The organism is Sedimentisphaera cyanobacteriorum, assembly GCF_001997385.1.
GTDB classification, from domain to species: domain Bacteria; phylum Planctomycetota; class Phycisphaerae; order Sedimentisphaerales; family Sedimentisphaeraceae; genus Sedimentisphaera; species Sedimentisphaera cyanobacteriorum.
Map to the genome: position 1 here is coordinate 200,340 of NZ_CP019633.1, position 18,797 is coordinate 219,136.

Consider the following 18,797-nt stretch of genomic DNA (forward strand, 5'->3'; position numbering starts at 1 on the left):
ATCGGGGCATTCAGCAGTTTTCTGATGTTTCAGTTTCGTATTTGGCCGCTCTGTTTCAAGCAGTTAAAGACAAACCGTTCAGACCTGCAGGCAGCAGCCCTCGCCTACAATACCATTTTCGGTTTTATTCCGCTTTTGATAGTTGTGCTTATTTTGTTTCAGAGCCTTCCGGGCTATGAAGATATCGGCAACACAATTAGGGATTCGATTTTCGAGGCGGTTCAGATAGATGAATTTTCATATTCTGATCCCGAAAACCCAGATGAAAAAGTGCAGCTGGGAGAACGCTTTTCGGAAATTGTTTCCGGCTTTTTCAAAAAGACCAATAGAGGCGCTGCTACAATCTTCAGTCTGCTTATTGTTTTATGGGCGGCGATTAAACTTATCAGCACTGTTGAAGGGGCTTTCAATTATGTATGGGGGGTAAACCGAAACAGACCCTTCATTTACAGGGTGTTTTACTACTGGACAATACTCACCCTCGGTCCTTTGTTGATTGGTGCCGGGATATATTTCAAAACTATGGGCGTGATTACTGAGCACCTCGACGGAATCGTAAGCGTGGTAACGGTTCTGGGAGGCTGGAACTGGATTCTTACTATACTGTCTTTTTATTTGCTTTTCTGGTCTATGCCAAACACAAAGGTAAAGCCTCACGCTGCATTCTGGGGGGCTCTTGTAACAACCCTTATTTGGACTTTCGTAAAAAAAATATACGGCTACTACGTTTTTGAATTTGAGCCTTTCAAACAGCTCTATGGAGTGCTTGCACTTATCCCCATTACAATCCTATGGATTAATATTTCGTGGCTTATAGTGCTCTTCGGGGTGCACCTGTCTTTTATTGTGCAGAATTTTAGGGAGCTGGATGCCGCCGAGAAAATCTCAGAAGAAGCAGGGAAATTCTATTACCCCTCCAAAGACTGCGCACTTCAGATTGCTGCTTTTGTAGGGGAAAACTTTGATTCAGGCAAAGAGCCGGTAACAGAAGAACAGGTTTACAAAAAATTCGGAGTGCCATATCATTTCATAACAGACCTCCTCGGGGAGTTTGTTGAGAAGGGCATTCTATATGAAGTGGGCGAGCAGGTAGTGGGGTATATACCGTCAAAATCTACAGACAAGATGAATTTAAGCGAAGTTGCGTCTGTTATAGATGACATGCCCCGTGTCTATGCCAGCAGTGAATATGAATCTGTGGACGGGCAGTTAAACAATACTCTCAAAAACCTTACTCTTGCTGATATGATTAAGGGCAAAAAGTAATCTTGCTTGAATACATAATAAAAGGAAGACTGCTAACAACAAGGATTGCAATGTTCGCTGCAGTTCTTGTTTTATTCCTCACAGGAATTTCAACTATCTATGCAGCTGAGCCGGATTCAATAGGATGGCTTAAGCAGCTGGTGTATTTTGCAATAGGACTCGCAGCTTTCGCTTTGGTCAATAAGGTGCATTATAAAGACCTTGGCGTATTCAGTTTCTGGATTTACGGGGCAGTGCTGTTTCTTCTTGCTGTTCTGCTGATTGAGCGGTTTATCCCAATGCCGGGGTTCTGGCGCAGCATTGTGCCGGTAGTCAACGGCGCAAGAAGATGGATCAGGATAGGTCCTGTACAAGTGCAGCCTTCGGAATTCTGCAAAATTGCTTTTATACTTTCGCTTGCATGGTATCTTCGCTTCCGCGAAAACTACAGAACAATCAAAGGGCTTTTCCCTCCATTTGCCATAACTTTTCTTGCTATGGGGCTTATTATCCTCGAGCCTGACCTCGGAACGGTGATTCTCCTTCTGCCTGTTTTGTTTGGGATGCTGTTTGCAGCAGGAGCCAAAAAGAGGCATCTTATTTCGGTGATACTCATAGGCCTTTTTCTAAGTCCGGTGCTGTGGATGAATATGCACTCATACCAGAGAACTCGTGTGGCAAGCGTGATACTCCAGAATGATTTTGTTTACGACTACGCCTCTAAACACGAAAAAGCAGCGGAGATTCTCGTTGGCGGGCCTGCCGAGCTTATACGCTGGAAGAAAGACAAAGGCTATCATCTTATGCACTCCAAGAATGCAATCGCCAGCGGCGGAATCACCGGCTACGGCTGGGGCCAAGGCCCGTATATGGACGGAACGATAAAACTTCCCGAGGCTCATAATGATTTCGTTTTCTCTCTTATAGCACATCAGTGGGGGCTTATAGGCTGCATTTTTGTCTTTCTTCTTTATACAACTGTTGCCGCCTGCGGGCTCGAGATATCCCGATTCAACCCCGACCCATTCGGGAAGCTGATTTCAGTGGGAATTGTGGTAATGCTGATGATGCAGGTTATAGTTAATGTTTCTATGACTGTAGGCCTTATGCCCATCACCGGGCTCACTCTGCCTTTCGTAAGCTACGGCGGCTCAAGTCTTGTGGTTAATATGATTGCCCTCGGCCTTTTGAATAATGTCGGCAGACACCGCTCTTTCACTGTGGCTGCAAGGGCATTTGAATACCCCCGCTAAAATATCGAAAAACCAAAAGCATAAAAAGTTCACTGACTGCCGTTTTTTTTTGTGATTTTTCTTGAATCGGAGTATGAATTTTGGTATTTTGGCTTACGGTATATTGATTGATTGTAATTGAATGTACCGAAAAGGGAAATTTTAAGCTTTATAAGGAGTAATATTATGAAGTTGGATCCGTTAAACTGGATAGCCCTGATTCTCACAGTTATCGGCGGCCTGAACTGGGGGCTGGTAGGTCTTTTCAAATTTGATCTTGTAGCTACTCTGTTCGGCGATATGTCGCCAATTTCCCGTGCGGTTTATATCATAGTGGCACTGGCAGCATTGCTGCTCGTTTTCGCTGCTATGTCCGGCTCGAAAAAATCAGAACAATAGCTTTTAAGGCTTAAAAACGCTTGCAATATTTTGAATGCGTGATCCGAGAAGCCTGAAAGAATTACATTTAATTGCTGGCTTAAGACCTTAATCTATTTAAGAAGGGCAGCTTGGCAGCTTTTTAACTGCTTGATCTGTTCACCGAGCGGAACTGTCTGGGAGTAAGCCCTACCAGCTCTTTGAATGTTCTGGTAAAGTAGCTTTGGTTGTTGTAGCCAACATTAAAGCATATTTCAGTGCAGTTCATATTCGTTGAAAGAAGCAGGTTCTTTGCCTGTTCGATTCTGGCCTGCGTTATGTAATCAACGATGGTCATCCCTGTTTCTTCTTTAAAGATATGCGCAAGCCTTGAGGGGCTCAGATGAGATGCCTTAGCAACATCTGCAAGGGTAATGTGCTGTCTGTAATTTTGGTCTATGTATTCTGTGGCAGGGCGGATCTGCGATATTTTTCTTGAATTTGCCGTGTCGTGTACGAGCTCGATAAAGTCGTCTGTCGCCCGTCCCACCCATGCGCAGAGCTCCTTCTGGTCTGAGACATCTATCAGCTGTGTAATATTTTTCAGATTTCGCTCAAGCATAATATCTATGTCCACTCCTCCCTCAGCAGCGGCTCTGCTCAATACGCTGATAAGCTCAAGCAGGCGTGCCTTCAGAACGTTCAGCTCTCCCGGCGATTTGAGCATAATAGAGGCAAGCATACAGTTCAGAATTTCTCGTGTTTGGGTTTTATCACCTATCCGAACCTTGCTCATAAGCTTCTTTTCGTATTCGTAAGGTGTGCTTGATACGTTTTTGAGGCGTTTCTGCTCTGCAATATATTCCCCAATCTCAGCCTGCTGTCGTGAAAGCTCTCTCTGCCACTGCAGCATTTTAGGGTTCAGTCTGGTCTCACTGTACAGGATGTCGTAGAGTCTCTCGCTTGCTGAATGGATCTTTCGGGGCGGGGTGTTGGGAAGCTCAAGCAGGGCATGCAGGATTTGGCTCTGGTCGTTTGTGATGCCTTTGAGCCGTTTTTTTATGTCTTTAAGAAGGCTTTGGCATACGTTTTCGCAGAGGCATTTCCCGAAGAAAAGTCCTCCAAGCTGAGTGTCCTGATCTACCACGGGAACGCAGCCCAGAAGGATGCCTGCATGGCATATAGTGATATACGGCTGCCCGATCTCCATAGACATCCTGATGCTGTCTGCACGCTGCTTGCGGCACCTCTCTCTCCCTTCATCCGAGCAGTTTACTATCTCGCAGAATTCCACCTGCCCAGCTTTCTCAGGCGTGAAAACAGTGTCGCCGAAGGTGTTTGAAGCCCAGATGTCTTCCCCGAAATTCTTCCAGAAAATCCTGCTTGCCTTCTCAAGCTCTTCTTTGGATATATGTTCAAACATCTTTTCAGAATTCATTTTCTTCTCTCCAAGGGCTTCAAAAACGAAATGAATACAGAGTAGATTTTAGATATTCAGCAAGATAATGTCAATCTCACAGCCAAATAATTTTACAATAAACTCCCTGAATCTGGTGTTATGCAAGGCGCATTCCTCAACTTAAGCAGGGATTCGCAGGATGATGAGGTTGTAATAAAACGCTTTACTCTGGTTAGAACCTGCAATGGAATGTGATCTAACCCGCCAAAAAACCTGCAAGTTCTCGTTGCTGGTGCAGGTGTTGTTTTTTTGGAGGAATCCCTGTCTCGCAATTCAGTAACGGGTCAATAAGCAAAAAAAGTTTTTTATTGTCTAAATATTTAATCTCACGGAGATATTTATAATAAATGCAGCCATTTTTCAGCCGATTGGTGATGCTTGAGATGGATTTCAAGCCGTTAAACAAAATGAAATATGGTGATACTTTTGTGAAAAGTGGTGTTGAAGACGGTTCGAATAAATGATATCTTACCATATATTGCTTTGGCTTGATGTTTCAGCATTAAGATTAACCTTTGGATTTACAGTAAAGATTTTAGCAGACGGCCATTTGATTACATTAGAACCTTAATATTCTAGAAAGGATATTCAATGAAAAGGTTTAACAAAACATCTTTAAATGAAGAAGTTTCACCCAACTTAGGTATAGAATGCCAAAATTTATTGCCTAACATTTACAACCGCCGCTCGCAGGCAGGTTTCACATTGATCGAGCTGCTTGTTGTAATTTCAATAATTGCTCTGCTTATGGCTGTTCTGATGCCTGCGCTTGGGATGGCTCGTACTCAAGCTAAACGAACAGTATGCCAGACCCATCTCAAACAATGGGGAGCTATCTACACGATGTACACTAATGATAATGATTCTCGTTTCCCCCCGAGCTGCTTAGACCCGGAATTTAACCCGCGAGGTTCCGGCACATGGTTTGTTGTTATGAGGCCGTACTATCAAGATCCTGAAATTTTGGAATGCGCTGCAGCGACCAAAGCTCCAGAGCAGAGACCTGAGCGTTTCAATAACCGTTGGAACTGGCGATTTAGTTGGTGGGGGAGTCTCTTTACTCAGTTAATGGAGGAGGACGAAGAGATCGCTGATATCGAGGGCAGCTACGGTCAAAACTGGTGGATAACCAGCACTGAAGAATCGGATGGCGGTGCCTATCCGGATAAGAATAAATTTAAGCGTATAACAGAGATGCGGTCTCCTCGCCAAGTTCCAATGCTCGGTGATTGCGGCGCGTTTCTAACTCGTCCTACCAGGGACGCTCAACCGCCTGAGAATGATGGTGATTATGATTATGCTACCAGCGATGAGATGAGGCGAGTATGCACGAACCGGCATGACACAGGCGGAGTGAACTGGGTCTTTGCAGATGGTTCGGTTAGTGAAATCCTGCTCAAGAATCTTTGGGAAACAGAATGGCACAAAAATTGGGAATCTCGAGAGATTACAGATTGGCCAGACTGGATGCGTCAGCTGCCTGAGTAAAGGATTGTGCAAGGATTAATTTTTAGTGTGGTAAATTTTTTAATTTTTTTGAAAGGATTGTGTATCATGAAAAGGTTTTTTAGTTTAATTATGCTGATGAGCCTGTTGCACAATGATTTTCGAATCCAACCATTGGATTCGACGGCTGTCTGGGGCAGACGGCTCAATTCTCTGTTTCCCAAACACCTTTTCTTAGCTTTTTATATGGTATCGTGTTTTCGCCAAAAAAACAAGCAAAATTACACGTCAAAACGAATAAAAACAGCCTTTTTATCAATTCCAGCAGGCCTTTTTGCTTCGCCACAACTTCAAAAGGTTGTGCGTAGCGCAAATCAGCGACCACTCACCGCGGCAAGCCTCAATGCCTCGTTGCATAAATCGATCAAAACCGCGAACATCTTTAATCTGCCCAAACACTGGTTCGACTGTCTGACCTCGAATCTTATATAATTCTCGCCCTCGTTCGGTCAGCAGTTTACGTTCCATCAATTCTGTCGGCGACAAGCCGTCCGGTATCGGTTCTTCCGGCGGCGGTTGCTCGGCCATTGCCTTTCGCTGCTTATAATCTTTCTGTGTCGCCACCAGCAACTCAATGTCACCAGCAGGCTCCTTTGTAAAATTATCTTCACTGCAATAGCCAGCATCTGCCAAAGCCACACCCATTTCCTCTTCGATTTCAACGGCCTGTCGATTTTCTTCGGCCTGCTCAAGCATCGGATGTAATTGCTGTTTATCATTTTCCTCTTGGGTCACATCCTCAGCAACGATAATCTGTTGCTCTGTTGTCACCGCCTGAGCATTAAGACCCTGAACGAAACCTTTTCGAGTTTTCATGATTCTGCTGTCGGGGTCGGTAACATTGGCTTTGGCATCTTTGTTTCCAGCTTCTTCGGCAGGTTTGGGCTTACGACCACGAGGCTTTTTGCCGGTATTTTCTTCTTTGGATTTCCGCTCATCTATCTTGTCCTGCTGTTGTTTTTCGGCTTCTGCTTTTTCCTGCTCTAAACGCTCTTTACAGGCCTTTAGACGGTTTATTCGGCTATTGCGGTCCCGCATATCTTCGGGCAGTTCATCGCCTCGCTTATCAGCGCCATAAGCTTTGTCTTCCTCGGCGTCTTTAGCGTCCGCCTCGGATAGCATCTTATCGATTTCCTGCTCCAGGTGCTTTAGTGTTCGATTGGCTGATAACGAAGCATTGGCTTTGATCTTTGTCCCATCCAATGAAACATTGCCGAGTTTAACAATGTCTGCTTCAACACAAAGCCTGAGGATTTCCAGAAACAACTTCTTTAAATGCGACTGGTTATCCTTGCGAAATCGGCTGATCGTACTGTGGTCGGGATATTGATTGGCAGTAACAACTTTATAGGCTACATCCGTCTGGCAGTGCTTTTCTATCTTTCTGCTGGAACGCTCGCCGCTACAGTAGGAATATATCAGCAGAGCAACCATCATCGAAGGATGAAAAGCTGAATTGCCGACTCCATCAGTACGGTATTTTTTGTAAAACTGCGATAGGTCGATTTGTTCAACCGCATCAAGAACAAACCACGCCAGATGATCTTCCGGCAGCCAATCCGTCAATGAGGGAGGCAGAAGATACGCCTGATTTCGGTCGCAAGGCAGGAAATTGTAAGCCATTTCGTAATCCTTTACATGTTTAGCAATCCTTTTGGCCTATTATAACCGAAAAGCTGGATTTATTCACTTGTAAAAGAGCAATCACTGACAATTATTTATGCAACAGGCTCTGATGTGTTTTGCTCTTTGGGGCACGGCCAGCGCCGAAGGGGTTGAGCTGATCTCTAATGGAGGATTTCAGGATCCCAACCTGCCCGGGGCGAACAATTATGTTACTACAGTGGCAGATTGGGTGTCAGGACACGATGACAATTTAGTTCGATTAGAGACCAAAGAGGAAGATAACAGAACAGCGGTTCCAGGCCTTGAAGGAAATCAGGTGCTTAGAATGACTGGGGGTTGGACCACCGGTGTTATCCAGCAGTCAACATACCATCCATGGTCTCAGGCAGAGGTTTACAGACTTTCGTTTAATGCCTGCTCTGCTCGCTGGGAAGCGCCAGCTACAGATGGCGTTATGGGTGCCCGCCTGCTTCAGGATGATGCAGAGATGACTGAGCTCTGGTCAACAGAATTCAATATGACTGGTACTCATACTGGTGAAACTGTAGTTGGGGATTGGGAGCCTTACCAAACATTCGAGTTTGAGATTGACCCTGCACTATTTTCTGGTGAAGGCGTTAGTGAAGGCTCTGATCTGATTTTAGAGGTTAGTTCAGTTAACCGTAATCATTGGGTTGATAATGTTTCCCTGCAGGCTGAACCGGCCGCTGGTGCACATAATCCTGTTCCTGCTTACGGAGCAGAAAATGCAGGCACGCCGGCAGGAAATCTGGTTGATGTTAATTTGCAGTGGAACACCGGATTAGACCCAGCCAACCCTTCACAGATAAATCCTGCTATCACCGAGCATCATCTGTTTATGAGTGAAGACCAGAATGTTTCCGAAGACCCGAATCTATATTATGTTGACACTATCGCCCTGGGCACAGAATCTCCTGAGACAGCCAGCGTAACTGTTACAGGCCTTAACTTTGACGGATTGTACTATTGGAGCGTAGATGAGGGTTTAGGCTATCCGGTAGGCAGTCCAGATAATATTGCCGGTGCTGATTGGATGTTTGAGACGCAGAAAAGTGTTCCGATAATTACTCAGCAGCCTGAGAATCAGGTCGTTTCTACAGGCGATACCGCAACCTTTACAATAACTGCGGACAGCATTTCTCAGGAAACATATCAGTGGTACTTATCGGCTGACCAAGTGGCTGACCCTGCCCAGGATCAGGCTATTGGCTCTCCGGATACTGACCCAACCCTCACAATTGATAATGTTCAGCTCAGTGATGAAGGTTATTACTACTGCGAAGTAACTAATGACGGCGGAACGGCTTATTCAGACGCTGCCGGTTTGGCAGTTAAGCGTATCGTAGCTCACTGGACATTGGACACCGCTGACTTTGTAAACGATACTTATCTGGACAGCAGCTCAGAAGGCCGCGATGCGATTCCGTATGCCGTTCCTGCTGTTGATGCATTTGTTCCCGGAGTAGACCCTGCTAAGACCAATGAAGGCTTAGACCTTGACGAAAATCCTGATGCAGCAGCACTTGCAGGCACCGATTCACCCGCTGAATTCAGCGATGAAATCACTGTATCTTTGTGGGTTAAATCGGCAGGTGTTCCTGGAAGCTGGGTAGGCATCGTCTCTAAACGTCAAGAACCCGATTGGCAGAGCGGTTCAGACTGGTACTGGACGATAGATCCTACAGGTGATAATATGAGCATTAACTCGGCAGGTGTAGATTCTGAGGGTTTGTCTTATGATCCTCCAGCCGAAGGTGAATGGACTCATCTTGCATTTACAGCTAATGCTGAAGGCGGAAAACTCTATTATAATGGCGTCAACGTTGACTCAGAGCCTGAGTTCGAGCTCAATAAAACTGATGCCGAGCTTGTAATTGGCGGCAGCATCTTGAGAGACGAAGGCACAATTGGCGGCGTGTTTAATGGAGTTATGGATGATGTGCGAATCTATAACTATGCCAAGGATGAAGCTGAAATTGCAGATCTCTACTACGATATAAGCGAAACCCCAGTTTGCAGCAATATCCTTGAATTGGACTTGCAGTTTGATGTTGCAGGCGGAGGCCCGGAAGGCGACCAGCCGGACTGCAAGATTGGTCTGCCGGACTTCCTTGAGTTTGCCTCTACATGGCTCAATTGCGGCCTATATCCAGAAGACTATTGTTATTAAAATGTTTTAGTCTTAAGCGATGTTAAATAAATTTCGCCGGATCGTTCTAATCAGCCGTCCGGCGTTTTATTGTCATAATGCTGCTTAATTTTTGGCGGCTTTAATAAAAATTTCAGAAAAGATTCTCTTAAGGGAGAAATTTATGCCACATTCGTTAAAAATATTTCTGTTTGGGGCGATTGCCTTATCTTTGCTGCATGGCAATGCTGTACTTGGCGATGAACCCAGTTCAGCAAGCCAGATTGTAATAGATACTGCCTCTGATAAATTTTCTCAAATCGGCTTTACAATGCTCAATGATCCAAATTCTTTTGGCGGAACTATTGCAGTGGGCGATGGGGGCAATTCTGCTCCAAGTTATGCCCGCTTCACCCCGAATATTGAAGGTCGTTTTGATGTGTATTTGTACTGGCGGGATTATCAGGATAAAGATGTTTTCGCTTATTGGAATGTTAAGCATACCGGCGGGATAACTACTCATCCTTTCATCCAAAAGGAAAACCCCGGCTGGCATTTTCTGGGTACATACCAGCTTGATGGTGATTCTTACGTAGAACTGGACGGCACAAAAAAACAAAATGCTCAAATCGTGGCTGATGCTGTAAAGTTTGTTCCTGCAGCACAGCGTGTGGTTGAAAGAGCTGCCAAAAATACTATTACACCGGTTGAATTGAATATTGGCGACGAATTCCATTTTACATTACGCAGCGGTCAGGTTCGCCGCATAAGATTGCTCTCAACAGAAGCTCATATTACTGAAAGCCCAAACTACTCTTTTTCTGCCGAATTTGATATAGACGGAGAGAATTACCGTTTTGAGCGAATAGTTGCAGATCAGGCAAGTTTTTACGAGCCGTGGGTGGTTAATGGAATGCGAATCTGGCTGGATGCTGTGAGCGATATCTTTGAGGATGACGGAGGCTGGATGGTTCACAGGACGAAATGTCGTCCAAAACGGAAAGCCCGCATTGTGGTTAATGATTTGAGCGATCGAATCTGCCCGGAGCAAATTCATTGGTGGTATCCCGAGACACGCGAGAGCCCGGATATTCGAGACTGCTGGTATGGCAGAAATGTGTGGATAGGCCCGCAGAAACCAACATATACGCACGAAGGGCTGGATATTAATATGCCTCCGGAAACGCCGCTTTATGCCCCGATTGGTATTGATGACCATTACCTGTTCGATTCTTTGGAGGCAGGCGATATTAATAATCGCTGGCGTGGTGTTCGCCATTGGGATAACGGGAGTACGTGGTGGCTCCAAGCGCACCATCTTGATGAAATGCTGGTGCCTGAACACGAAACTTTGAAGAAGGGCGAAAATTTTGCCCTTTCGGGGGGTGTTTACAGCGGCAGCCGTCCCCATACTCACTTTGCTTTTCGAGTTATTGAGGAAGGCCAAGCTTATTATATCGATCCATGGATTTTCTTTTGGCAGATGTTTAAAGATAATCCGCAGGATGAAATTGCAGAAGAGGATGAGTTGGTTTCTAACGGTGATTTTGAGCAGCCGCACAGGCCTGATGCCAACAATCTGCTGATTGATGTGCCTAACTGGAATTCTATTGAAGGTACTCAGAAAAGAGTTAGGCTTGAATCCAAGTTTGTTGAAACCAGAAAATCTGTTCCGGGGCAGGAGGGTAATCAGGTGCTTCGGCTTCCCGCGGGAAACTCAACCGGAACAATTCGTCAGGTAATTGAGCATCCTTGGTCTTCAGGTGAACTTTTTCGCCTGAAATTTAACGCATGCTTAGTTCGATGGCTTGCTAGCGCATCAGATGCAGTTATAAAGGCAAGCTTGCTTCAGGAGGATGGATCGCTTCTTTGGTCGTCCGAAATACCGATGACCTACACGCACACAGGCGATACAGAGGTAGGAGACTGGCTAGCCTGGCAGACTTTTGAGTTTCTTATAGATACTGATTCTTTTACTGGTTCAAATATTGATGAGGGAAGCAGCTTAATACTTCAAATAGAATTTCTGCAGCGAGACCATTGGGTGGATAATGTTTCGCTCAGTGTAATGAACGAATCGGATATTATTAAATCTCAGCCAAACGACAAAATCGTGAATTGGGGCGATGGTGCAGGGTTTTCAGTGAGTATAGAAAATTTGTCTAATCCGGTTTGTCAATGGTACTTCTCAGAAAGCGGCGAGATTTCCCCGTCCACTGATAAGCCAAAAGGCACGCCCAGCATTAACCCTGACTTTTATATTGATAATGCCCAGCTCAGTGATGAAGGTTATTATTACTGCCAAGTAACCCACGACGGCGGTATGGTTTATTCGGATGTGGTGAGCTTGGCTGTTAAAAGAAAGGTGGCGCATTGGACATTGGATTTGTCTGACTATATAAGCTCAGAATACCTCCCCGGCAGCAGCGATAAATACATTGACAGCAGCGGGGAGGATAGGGATGCAATCTCTCAAGCGGCTCTGGATATTGATGCATTTGTTCAGGGTGCTAATCCTGCTAAGACCAACGAAGGCCTCGATTTTGGCCAATATCCTGATGCAGCAGCACTTGCCGGCACCGATTCGCCCGCTGAATTAAGCGATGAAATGACTGTGTCTTTATGGGTAAAATGGGAAGGAGTTCCCGGCAGCTGGACAGGCATAATATCTAAACGCGAAGGCTCAGACTGGCAAAGCGGGGCTGACTGGTTCTGGACAATATCGCCGACAGGCGATTCTATGAGCATCAGCTCGGCAGGTGTTGGTACTAAGAATATCTCTTATGATCCGCCTGCCGTTGGCGAATGGACACATCTTGCCTTCACAGTAGATGCCGGTGGCGGAAAGCTCTACTATAATGGAGTCAAAGTTGACAGTGAGCCCGAGTTCAAGATAAATAAAACTGATGCCCAGCTTGTAATCGGGGGCAGTATTTTGCAGGATGACGGCACAATCAGCGGCGCATTCAATGGGGTTATGGATGATGTGCGCATCTATAATTACGCAAAGGATGAGGCTGAGATTGCAGATATCTGCTACGAGGTTACCGAAACTCCCGTTTGCAGCAATCTGCAGGATTTGGATCTGCAGTTTGATGTTGCAGGCGGAGGCGACGAAGGCGACCAGCCGGACTGCAGGGTGAGCCTTGCAGATTTTGCAGTGTTAGCTTCAAGCTGGTTTAATTGCGGCTTATATCCCTTTGGGTTTTGTTTTTCTGATGAACCGGAATATTATGAGCCGAATATACAAACATACAATTGTAACGAACTGCCCGTTACTGTTTCTTCTGGCGGGGAAGTTTCAAATAAAAGTGAGTCTTGGAAATGGTATCTGCCGCAGCATCAGTATGTCCATGCAGACCTTCAGAATGTAAACGATTTTGTTGAGTTTGATGTTTATCTCTCTAACCCTGGCACTTACTCAATTCAAGTTCTTAATAGAAAAGAGCCAGACAGCGGTATGTATCAGCTTTACATAAGCGAAAATGGCTCTGATTATAACCCTGTCGGTAATAATATCTCTTTCGACCAAGGGGATATCATTACTGAAGCAATGGTTGAAAAAGCAAATTTGGGGCTTTATACCTTTGCCTCGGAGGGGGTTAAAAAATTCAAATTTAAGGTTATTGGTAAAAACTCAGATTCAGACGACTATAATTTGTCTTTAATTGATATAGTATTAAAAGAGGTAAGGCCTGTTTCGGCTTTGCCCTCAAATGCCTTGAGTTATGAAAGCAGCTGGAATTCGGCGGATGGTTATCATCATCAAGTTAATTCTGATTTGCAGAACCAGATTCTGCGAATCCCTGTTGATATAACTGAAACTGGAAATCAAGTTGTTACTGTTAGAAATGTCAATGGGCAAGACGCAGGCCAGTATCAACTTTATATAGATGGTGAACCGCTGGGGAGTATGGTAGATCAGTACAGCCCCGAAAAGTCTTATTCTCTGGAAATTATAGGGATTTTGGATGTTGTAAGTTCTGGTATTAAGATGTTTGAATTCAGGACGAAGGGAAAAAATGACAGCAGCAGTGGTTATAAAATTAGCATAGACAATATTCAGTTGGAGAGCCCAGATATTATCGTTACAGCAGGATGGGGCATCAATGCAGAGAGAACTGCTGGGTGGTGGCCAACATCTCAATATGCAGAGAACCACTTTGGAAGATGGTATAGTTATTCTACGCCCGGATACTGCAGGTTTCGCTGGCCTCCTTTGGAGCCGTGCAATGTTATTGAAAAATTTGCTTGGAAGCCTTGGGGAACTGATTTTACAGGTTTTCTCGCTTCAGGCTGGTACAATGTTTATTACTGGCTGCCAGACGGCAAGCATGATCGTGCTTCAAATGCACCTTACACAGTATATCATAAAGGCGGTGAAACTACGTATTTGATTGACCAGCGTCAGCCGGGCGGAGAGTGGAAACTTTTAGGCACCCATTTCTTTGAAAAGGGGCGTGCAGGCCGTTCAGGATATGTAGAGCTTTCTAACGATGCTGACGGAATTGTTATTGCCGATTCAATTAAATTTGAATATGCGTTTTCTCAAGATGCTCCGCCGCCGCAAACTCCGCCCCTGCAAGATGCAGAATCCGGTACCTACGTTGTTCAGCACGACAGCAGTAAACAAACCGTCTGGGGGCTTGGCGTGGAGATCCAGCCGGAAAATGAAAGAGGAGCTGATTCCAACAGGGCTCGTGGTATACCTTCTGATTTAACTGATTCAGAGCGTCAGCGCTTTTATGACCAGCTGCTCGGATTCGGCCATGGATTCCGTTATATGCGTCTTCCAATGGGGCTCTTTTATACAGGGCTGGACGAGGAACGAAAGCAGTTTGAGCAGAGCTGGAGCTCCCAGAACAGCGAACTGGCTGAAATGATAGAGGAATCCGGCATTGAAGGCTTTAATTTTGAGTACTGGTCTCCTGCGCCGTATTTCAAATCAAACAACAAATTCACCGGTGGCTCTCTCAAGCAGTTTGACAATGCTTTTTTAACCGATTTTGGAAATTCGATTGTCGATGATTTGCAGTATGTTCAGGACAATATCGCCCCTGTCAAAATGTTTTCTCTGCAAAATGAGCCCAGCGTTGGAGCTGCCGGCTATGGCTGCTGCGAATATACTCATCAGCAGTATTACGATGCCTTTAGTGTGGTAGCGCCAATTATAAAATCTTCTTTCCCAGACCTTTTTATCCATGCTGACAGCGAGGCAGGACAGTATGGTCACGGCAGTGAACTGCTGCGAAATGATCCTGCAGCTTTGCAGTATGTCGATGGCTGGTCATGGCATTGGCAAGGCAAGAATTCCGATGAAAAGATCAGATATGCAGAGCCCTATTTTAATAATGACACTCTTGGCAGGCCAGTTTTTAACAGTGAATGGCAGTATAACCTCGGAGCAGGCTCTGCGTGGAGAACAATAAATACAGCTCAGTCAATAATGAATTGGTTTTCGTTTATTGAATCCCCAACATGGTTTTGGCTGCATGCTCTCAAACCTACAGACACTATTATAGGTGAAAGGTTTGGTTTGGGATTTTGGCGTCCTTCAGGCGACAGCGACTTCAGCAAATATGCGAGCATAGAAAAGGGGCACTGGCAGTACAATTGGTATCATTGGAACGCAATTGCCGGATTTCTGAAGTATATGCCTTGGGATTCGGTAATATATAATGTTGATGAAGACAGCGTCCGTATGGATAATCGTATATTGGCATGGAAGAGGCCTGATGGGAAATTAGTATTAGCGATAACCAACCGAGCTTCAGACGCCCCGTTTATCTTTAATGTTGATGTTGGCTTAAATGAAGTTTTTAAGGGCTATCGATACACTTCACAGACTCGCAATAACGACGGGGAGTTCATTGGCAGCAGCAGCGGAGACCAGCTTTCATGTGAAGTTCCTCCGCTGTCAATCGAATTTTGGGTGCAGCAGTAAAATTGCTGTATTTGGTATTTGTGTCTTGCTTGTAATATTTTGATGTTTTCATAAAATGCTAAAAACTTAGGATGATATAGAAAGGTTTTATATGAAGATTGTATTTAGAGATTTGTGTCGGATTTTTTTTGCGGCAATATTTATTTTTGGTTCGCTAACATCAGTTCAGGCTGATTCTCCGGACTGGGAAAACCCCAAGGTTTTCGATATAAATAAAGAACGCCCGCATGCAACGCTGATGCCTTATTCTAACAGGACTCTTGCGCTCAAAGGCGAGCTGGAGAAGTCTAAATTTTATCATACCCTGAATGGCGACTGGAAATTTAATTGGGTTCCGCGGCCGGCCGACCGCCCTGAGATGTTTTACAAAACCGATTTTGACGACAGCAAGTGGAGTTTGATAAATGTTCCCGGCAACTGGGAAATGCAGGGCTATGGTTTCCCCGCTTACCTTAATAGATTCGTATATGACTGGCCGTTTGAAGTTAATCCGCCCTATGTAAATCATAACGAAAACCCGGTTGGTTCATACCGGCGCAGTTTCGATATCCCGCAAAACTGGGCTGGCCGAGAGGTGTTTGTAACTTTTAATGGGGTTTCAAGTGCATTTTATCTTTGGGTGAATGGTGAAAAAGTAGGTTTCAGTCAGGGCAGTATGACCCCGGCAGAATTTAACATAACCGATCTGCTTAAATCTGGGGAAAACACGATTGCAGCAGAGGTATATCGCTGGTCTGATGCAAGCTATATTGAAGATGCAGACCAGTGGCGTATGAGCGGTATTTTCAGAGATGTGTATCTTTCAGCAATGCCGAAAGTGCATATTCGCGATTTTTTTGTAACCGCCGAACTCGACAATGATTACCGTAACGCCGAACTTAAAGTTAATATGGATTTGGTCAATTACGGCAAAAGCATTTCCTCGCCTTATACTGTCAAAGTTGATCTGATTGACGCTCACGGTCAGAACGTTTCTATAGACCCGAATCTTAAAGCATCAGTTAAGGGTCTTGAAAAATCGGGCGGGCAGACAATAGATATTCATGGCTTTGTTGAGAATCCTGAAAAATGGACAGCCGAAACGCCTAATCTTTACACCATTGTGCTTACGCTTTTAGACGGTCAGGGAGAAGTGGTTGAGATGTTGAGTCATAATTTTGGTTTCCGCTCGGTAGAAGTGAAAAACAAGCGGTTTCTGGTCAATGGCAAGCCTGTCTATATCAAAGGTGTAAATCTGCATGCCCACGACCCGTATCAGGGTAAAACTGTCCCTTACAGCCGGATGGTTGAGGATATAGAGTTGATGAAGCAGAATAATGTTAATGCAGTGCGCACTTCTCATTACCCACAATCCCCAGAGTTTTACAGGCTGTGTGATGAGTACGGTTTGTATGTTATAGACGAGGCTTGTATTGAGTCTCATGGCGTTGGATTCGATCCTGAGGAAACATTAGCAGACAAGCCCCTTTGGAAAGATGCTCATGTTGACCGCGTTATGTCTATGGCGCACCGCGATAAGAATCATCCGTCTATTGTAATGTGGTCTCTCGGTAATGAAGCCGGAATAGGGCAGAATTTCTCAGCAGCAGCTGACAAGCTTCGCAAGCTCGACAAGACCCGCCCCTTGCATTATCTGCCCGGGTATGCCAAATGGCAGCATCCGGTAACAGATATTGCTGCGCCAATGTATCCGAGAATTAATACTCTAACTAAATATGCTAAGGGAGATCCTGACCGCCCGCTGATTATGTGTGAATATTCACATGCTATGGGAAACAGCCTCGGCAATTTTAAGGACTACTGGGAAACAATTGAAAAATATGATGTTCTTCAGGGCGGATTTATCTGGGACTGGGTTGACCAGGGCCTTGTCAAAACCACTGAAGACGGCGAGGAGTATTGGGCTTATGGCGGAGACTTCGGAGAGCCTAATCACGCCGGCACATTCTGCATTAACGGTATTGTGATGCCGGACAGGGCGCCAAGTCCGGAACTGCCCGAGGTTAAGAAGGGCTATCAGGAGATTTCCGTATCAGCGATTGACCTGAAGAAGGGACTATTAGAAATTACTAATAAGTATTTCTTCAAAAATCTCAGTTTTCTTAATTGTCAATGGCAGCTGCTTGAAAATGGTATAGTGATTAAAGAGGAACCGCTCAGTCTGCCCGCTATAGCCCCGCAAACATCCGAGCAGGTTACCGTTCCTTTTGGGAAGATTAAGCCTAAACCAGGGGTTGAATACATTCTGACCATTCAGTTTAAGCTCTCAGATGGAACAAAATGGGCTCCAAAAGGCCACGTATTAGCTTGGCAGCAGTTTGAACTGCCATTCAGCAAAGCCGCAGAAAAAACAGATTATTCAAATACAGCCGCATTGAATCTGGAAGAAAAAGACGGCAGATTTTTAGTTAGCGGCAAAGACTTTTCAGCCGCCGTTTCCAAGAGTACCGGCGAGCTGTCCAGTATGAAGTATAAAGGCAGAGAGTTTATTAAAAATCCCTTATCGCCGAACTTCTGGCGGGCTATGACAGATAATGATGATTCCCGAGGCAACGGCCTGGGGCATTGGCTCAGCGATTGGAAGAATGCTGCCTCAAAACGCACGGTAAAGAGCGTTAAGGCCAAACAGAGCAGTGATTCGATTGCGGTAATTAACGTGGAATCTGAGCTCACTGTAGGACGTGCTTCATATTCTACTGAATACACTTTTTATGGAAATGGGGATGTGCTTATCACGAATGAAATTAACCCAGACCCAGATAAGCCTCCAATGATGAGATTAGGTATGCAGATGCAGATTCCCGATGAGTTTTCAAACGTTCAGTGGTACGGCCGCGGGCCTCATGAAACTTATCAGGATCGCAAATCCGGCGCAGCAGTGGCATTGTATGAGATGAAAACCAGCGAGCTCCCCTTTGATTACGTCCGTCCGCAGGAAAACGGAAACCGTACTGATGTAAGGTGGGCGGCATTTTATAACGACAATGGCCTCGGATTTATGGCAATTGCAGAAAATCTGATGAATTTCAGTGCATGGCCATATACCCAGCAGCAGCTCGCGAACGCAGATCATACGGCAGCCCTGCCTGAGCAAACTGATTTTTATACCGTGAATTTAGATTATAAACAGATGGGTGTGGGCGGGGATAACAGCTGGTCTAAGCGGTCTCGTCCTCATGAGAAATATCGTTTGAAGGCCAAACCCTATAAATACACGATTCGCTTGAGGCCTTTTGTTTCAGAAAACAAATCAATTTATAAAATTGCTGAATGACTTAA

General features: G+C 45.1%; 9 protein-coding genes. 7 read left to right on the forward strand and 2 right to left on the reverse strand.

Features of this window, described 5'->3' with window-relative positions:
• Positions 1-24: 24 nt before the first annotated feature.
• From L21SP3_RS00725 to L21SP3_RS00735, 3 genes are all read left to right on the forward strand, one after another.
• Complete coding sequence (locus tag L21SP3_RS00725; protein WP_161488032.1) at positions 25-1,266, forward strand: YihY/virulence factor BrkB family protein; 1,242 nt, start codon at positions 25-27, stop codon at positions 1,264-1,266.
• A gap of 50 nt (positions 1,267-1,316) precedes the next feature.
• Positions 1,317-2,498, forward strand: a complete 1,182-nt coding sequence (locus L21SP3_RS00730) for an FtsW/RodA/SpoVE family cell cycle protein (protein WP_123785097.1) — start codon at positions 1,317-1,319, stop codon at positions 2,496-2,498.
• Positions 2,499-2,663: 165 nt separating this feature from the next.
• Entirely contained in the window at positions 2,664-2,876 is a 213-nt protein-coding gene (locus L21SP3_RS00735) for a DUF378 domain-containing protein (RefSeq protein WP_077538579.1), read from the forward strand.
• Between the two features lie 121 nt (positions 2,877-2,997).
• Here the strand turns inward: L21SP3_RS00735 and L21SP3_RS00740 are convergent, their stop codons facing one another.
• Complete coding sequence (locus L21SP3_RS00740; protein ID WP_077538581.1) at positions 2,998-4,272, reverse strand: helix-turn-helix domain-containing protein; 1,275 nt, start codon at positions 4,270-4,272, stop codon at positions 2,998-3,000.
• A 612-nt stretch (positions 4,273-4,884) separates the two neighbouring features.
• Between L21SP3_RS00740 and L21SP3_RS00745 the strand changes: the two genes are divergently transcribed.
• A complete protein-coding gene (locus L21SP3_RS00745; RefSeq protein ID WP_077538583.1) occupies positions 4,885-5,781 on the forward strand; it encodes a type II secretion system protein in 897 nt (298 codons plus the stop codon).
• A gap of 273 nt (positions 5,782-6,054) precedes the next feature.
• On the opposite strand, the gene L21SP3_RS00750 is transcribed toward L21SP3_RS00745, so the two are convergent.
• Positions 6,055-7,422, reverse strand: a complete 1,368-nt coding sequence (locus tag L21SP3_RS00750; protein WP_077538585.1) for a transposase — start codon at positions 7,420-7,422, stop codon at positions 6,055-6,057.
• A gap of 112 nt (positions 7,423-7,534) precedes the next feature.
• Between L21SP3_RS00750 and L21SP3_RS00755 the strand changes: the two genes are divergently transcribed.
• The 3 genes from L21SP3_RS00755 to L21SP3_RS00765 all read left to right on the forward strand — a co-directional run bounded on the left by L21SP3_RS00755 (position 7,535) and on the right by L21SP3_RS00765 (position 18,792).
• Positions 7,535-9,616, forward strand: coding sequence for a LamG-like jellyroll fold domain-containing protein (locus L21SP3_RS00755; RefSeq protein WP_161488033.1), 2,082 nt, complete (start codon positions 7,535-7,537; stop codon positions 9,614-9,616).
• A 142-nt stretch (positions 9,617-9,758) separates the two neighbouring features.
• Positions 9,759-15,518: a golvesin C-terminal-like domain-containing protein gene (locus L21SP3_RS00760; RefSeq protein ID WP_123785098.1), complete on the forward strand. Its 5,760-nt coding sequence runs from the start codon at positions 9,759-9,761 to the stop codon at positions 15,516-15,518.
• A 91-nt stretch (positions 15,519-15,609) separates the two neighbouring features.
• Positions 15,610-18,792: a glycoside hydrolase family 2 gene (locus tag L21SP3_RS00765; RefSeq protein ID WP_077538591.1), complete on the forward strand. Its 3,183-nt coding sequence runs from the start codon at positions 15,610-15,612 to the stop codon at positions 18,790-18,792.
• The last annotated feature ends 5 nt before the right edge of the window (positions 18,793-18,797 follow it).

Excerpts from the sequence above, each read along its gene's own strand:
- L21SP3_RS00725 (WP_161488032.1), top strand. The coding sequence starts at position 25 with ATGTTTCAGTTTCGTATTTGGCCGCTCTGTTTCAAGCAGTTAAAGACA.
- L21SP3_RS00760 (WP_123785098.1), top strand. The coding sequence starts at position 9,759 with ATGCCACATTCGTTAAAAATATTTCTGTTTGGGGCGATTGCCTTATCT.
- L21SP3_RS00755 (WP_161488033.1), top strand. The coding sequence starts at position 7,535 with ATGTGTTTTGCTCTTTGGGGCACGGCCAGCGCCGAAGGGGTTGAGCTG.
- L21SP3_RS00740 (WP_077538581.1), bottom strand. The coding sequence starts at position 4,272 with ATGAATTCTGAAAAGATGTTTGAACATATATCCAAAGAAGAGCTTGAG.
- L21SP3_RS00745 (WP_077538583.1), top strand. The coding sequence starts at position 4,885 with ATGAAAAGGTTTAACAAAACATCTTTAAATGAAGAAGTTTCACCCAAC.
- L21SP3_RS00730 (WP_123785097.1), top strand. The coding sequence starts at position 1,317 with ATGTTCGCTGCAGTTCTTGTTTTATTCCTCACAGGAATTTCAACTATC.
- L21SP3_RS00765 (WP_077538591.1), top strand. The coding sequence starts at position 15,610 with ATGAAGATTGTATTTAGAGATTTGTGTCGGATTTTTTTTGCGGCAATA.
- L21SP3_RS00735 (WP_077538579.1), top strand. The coding sequence starts at position 2,664 with ATGAAGTTGGATCCGTTAAACTGGATAGCCCTGATTCTCACAGTTATC.
- L21SP3_RS00750 (WP_077538585.1), bottom strand. The coding sequence starts at position 7,422 with ATGGCTTACAATTTCCTGCCTTGCGACCGAAATCAGGCGTATCTTCTG.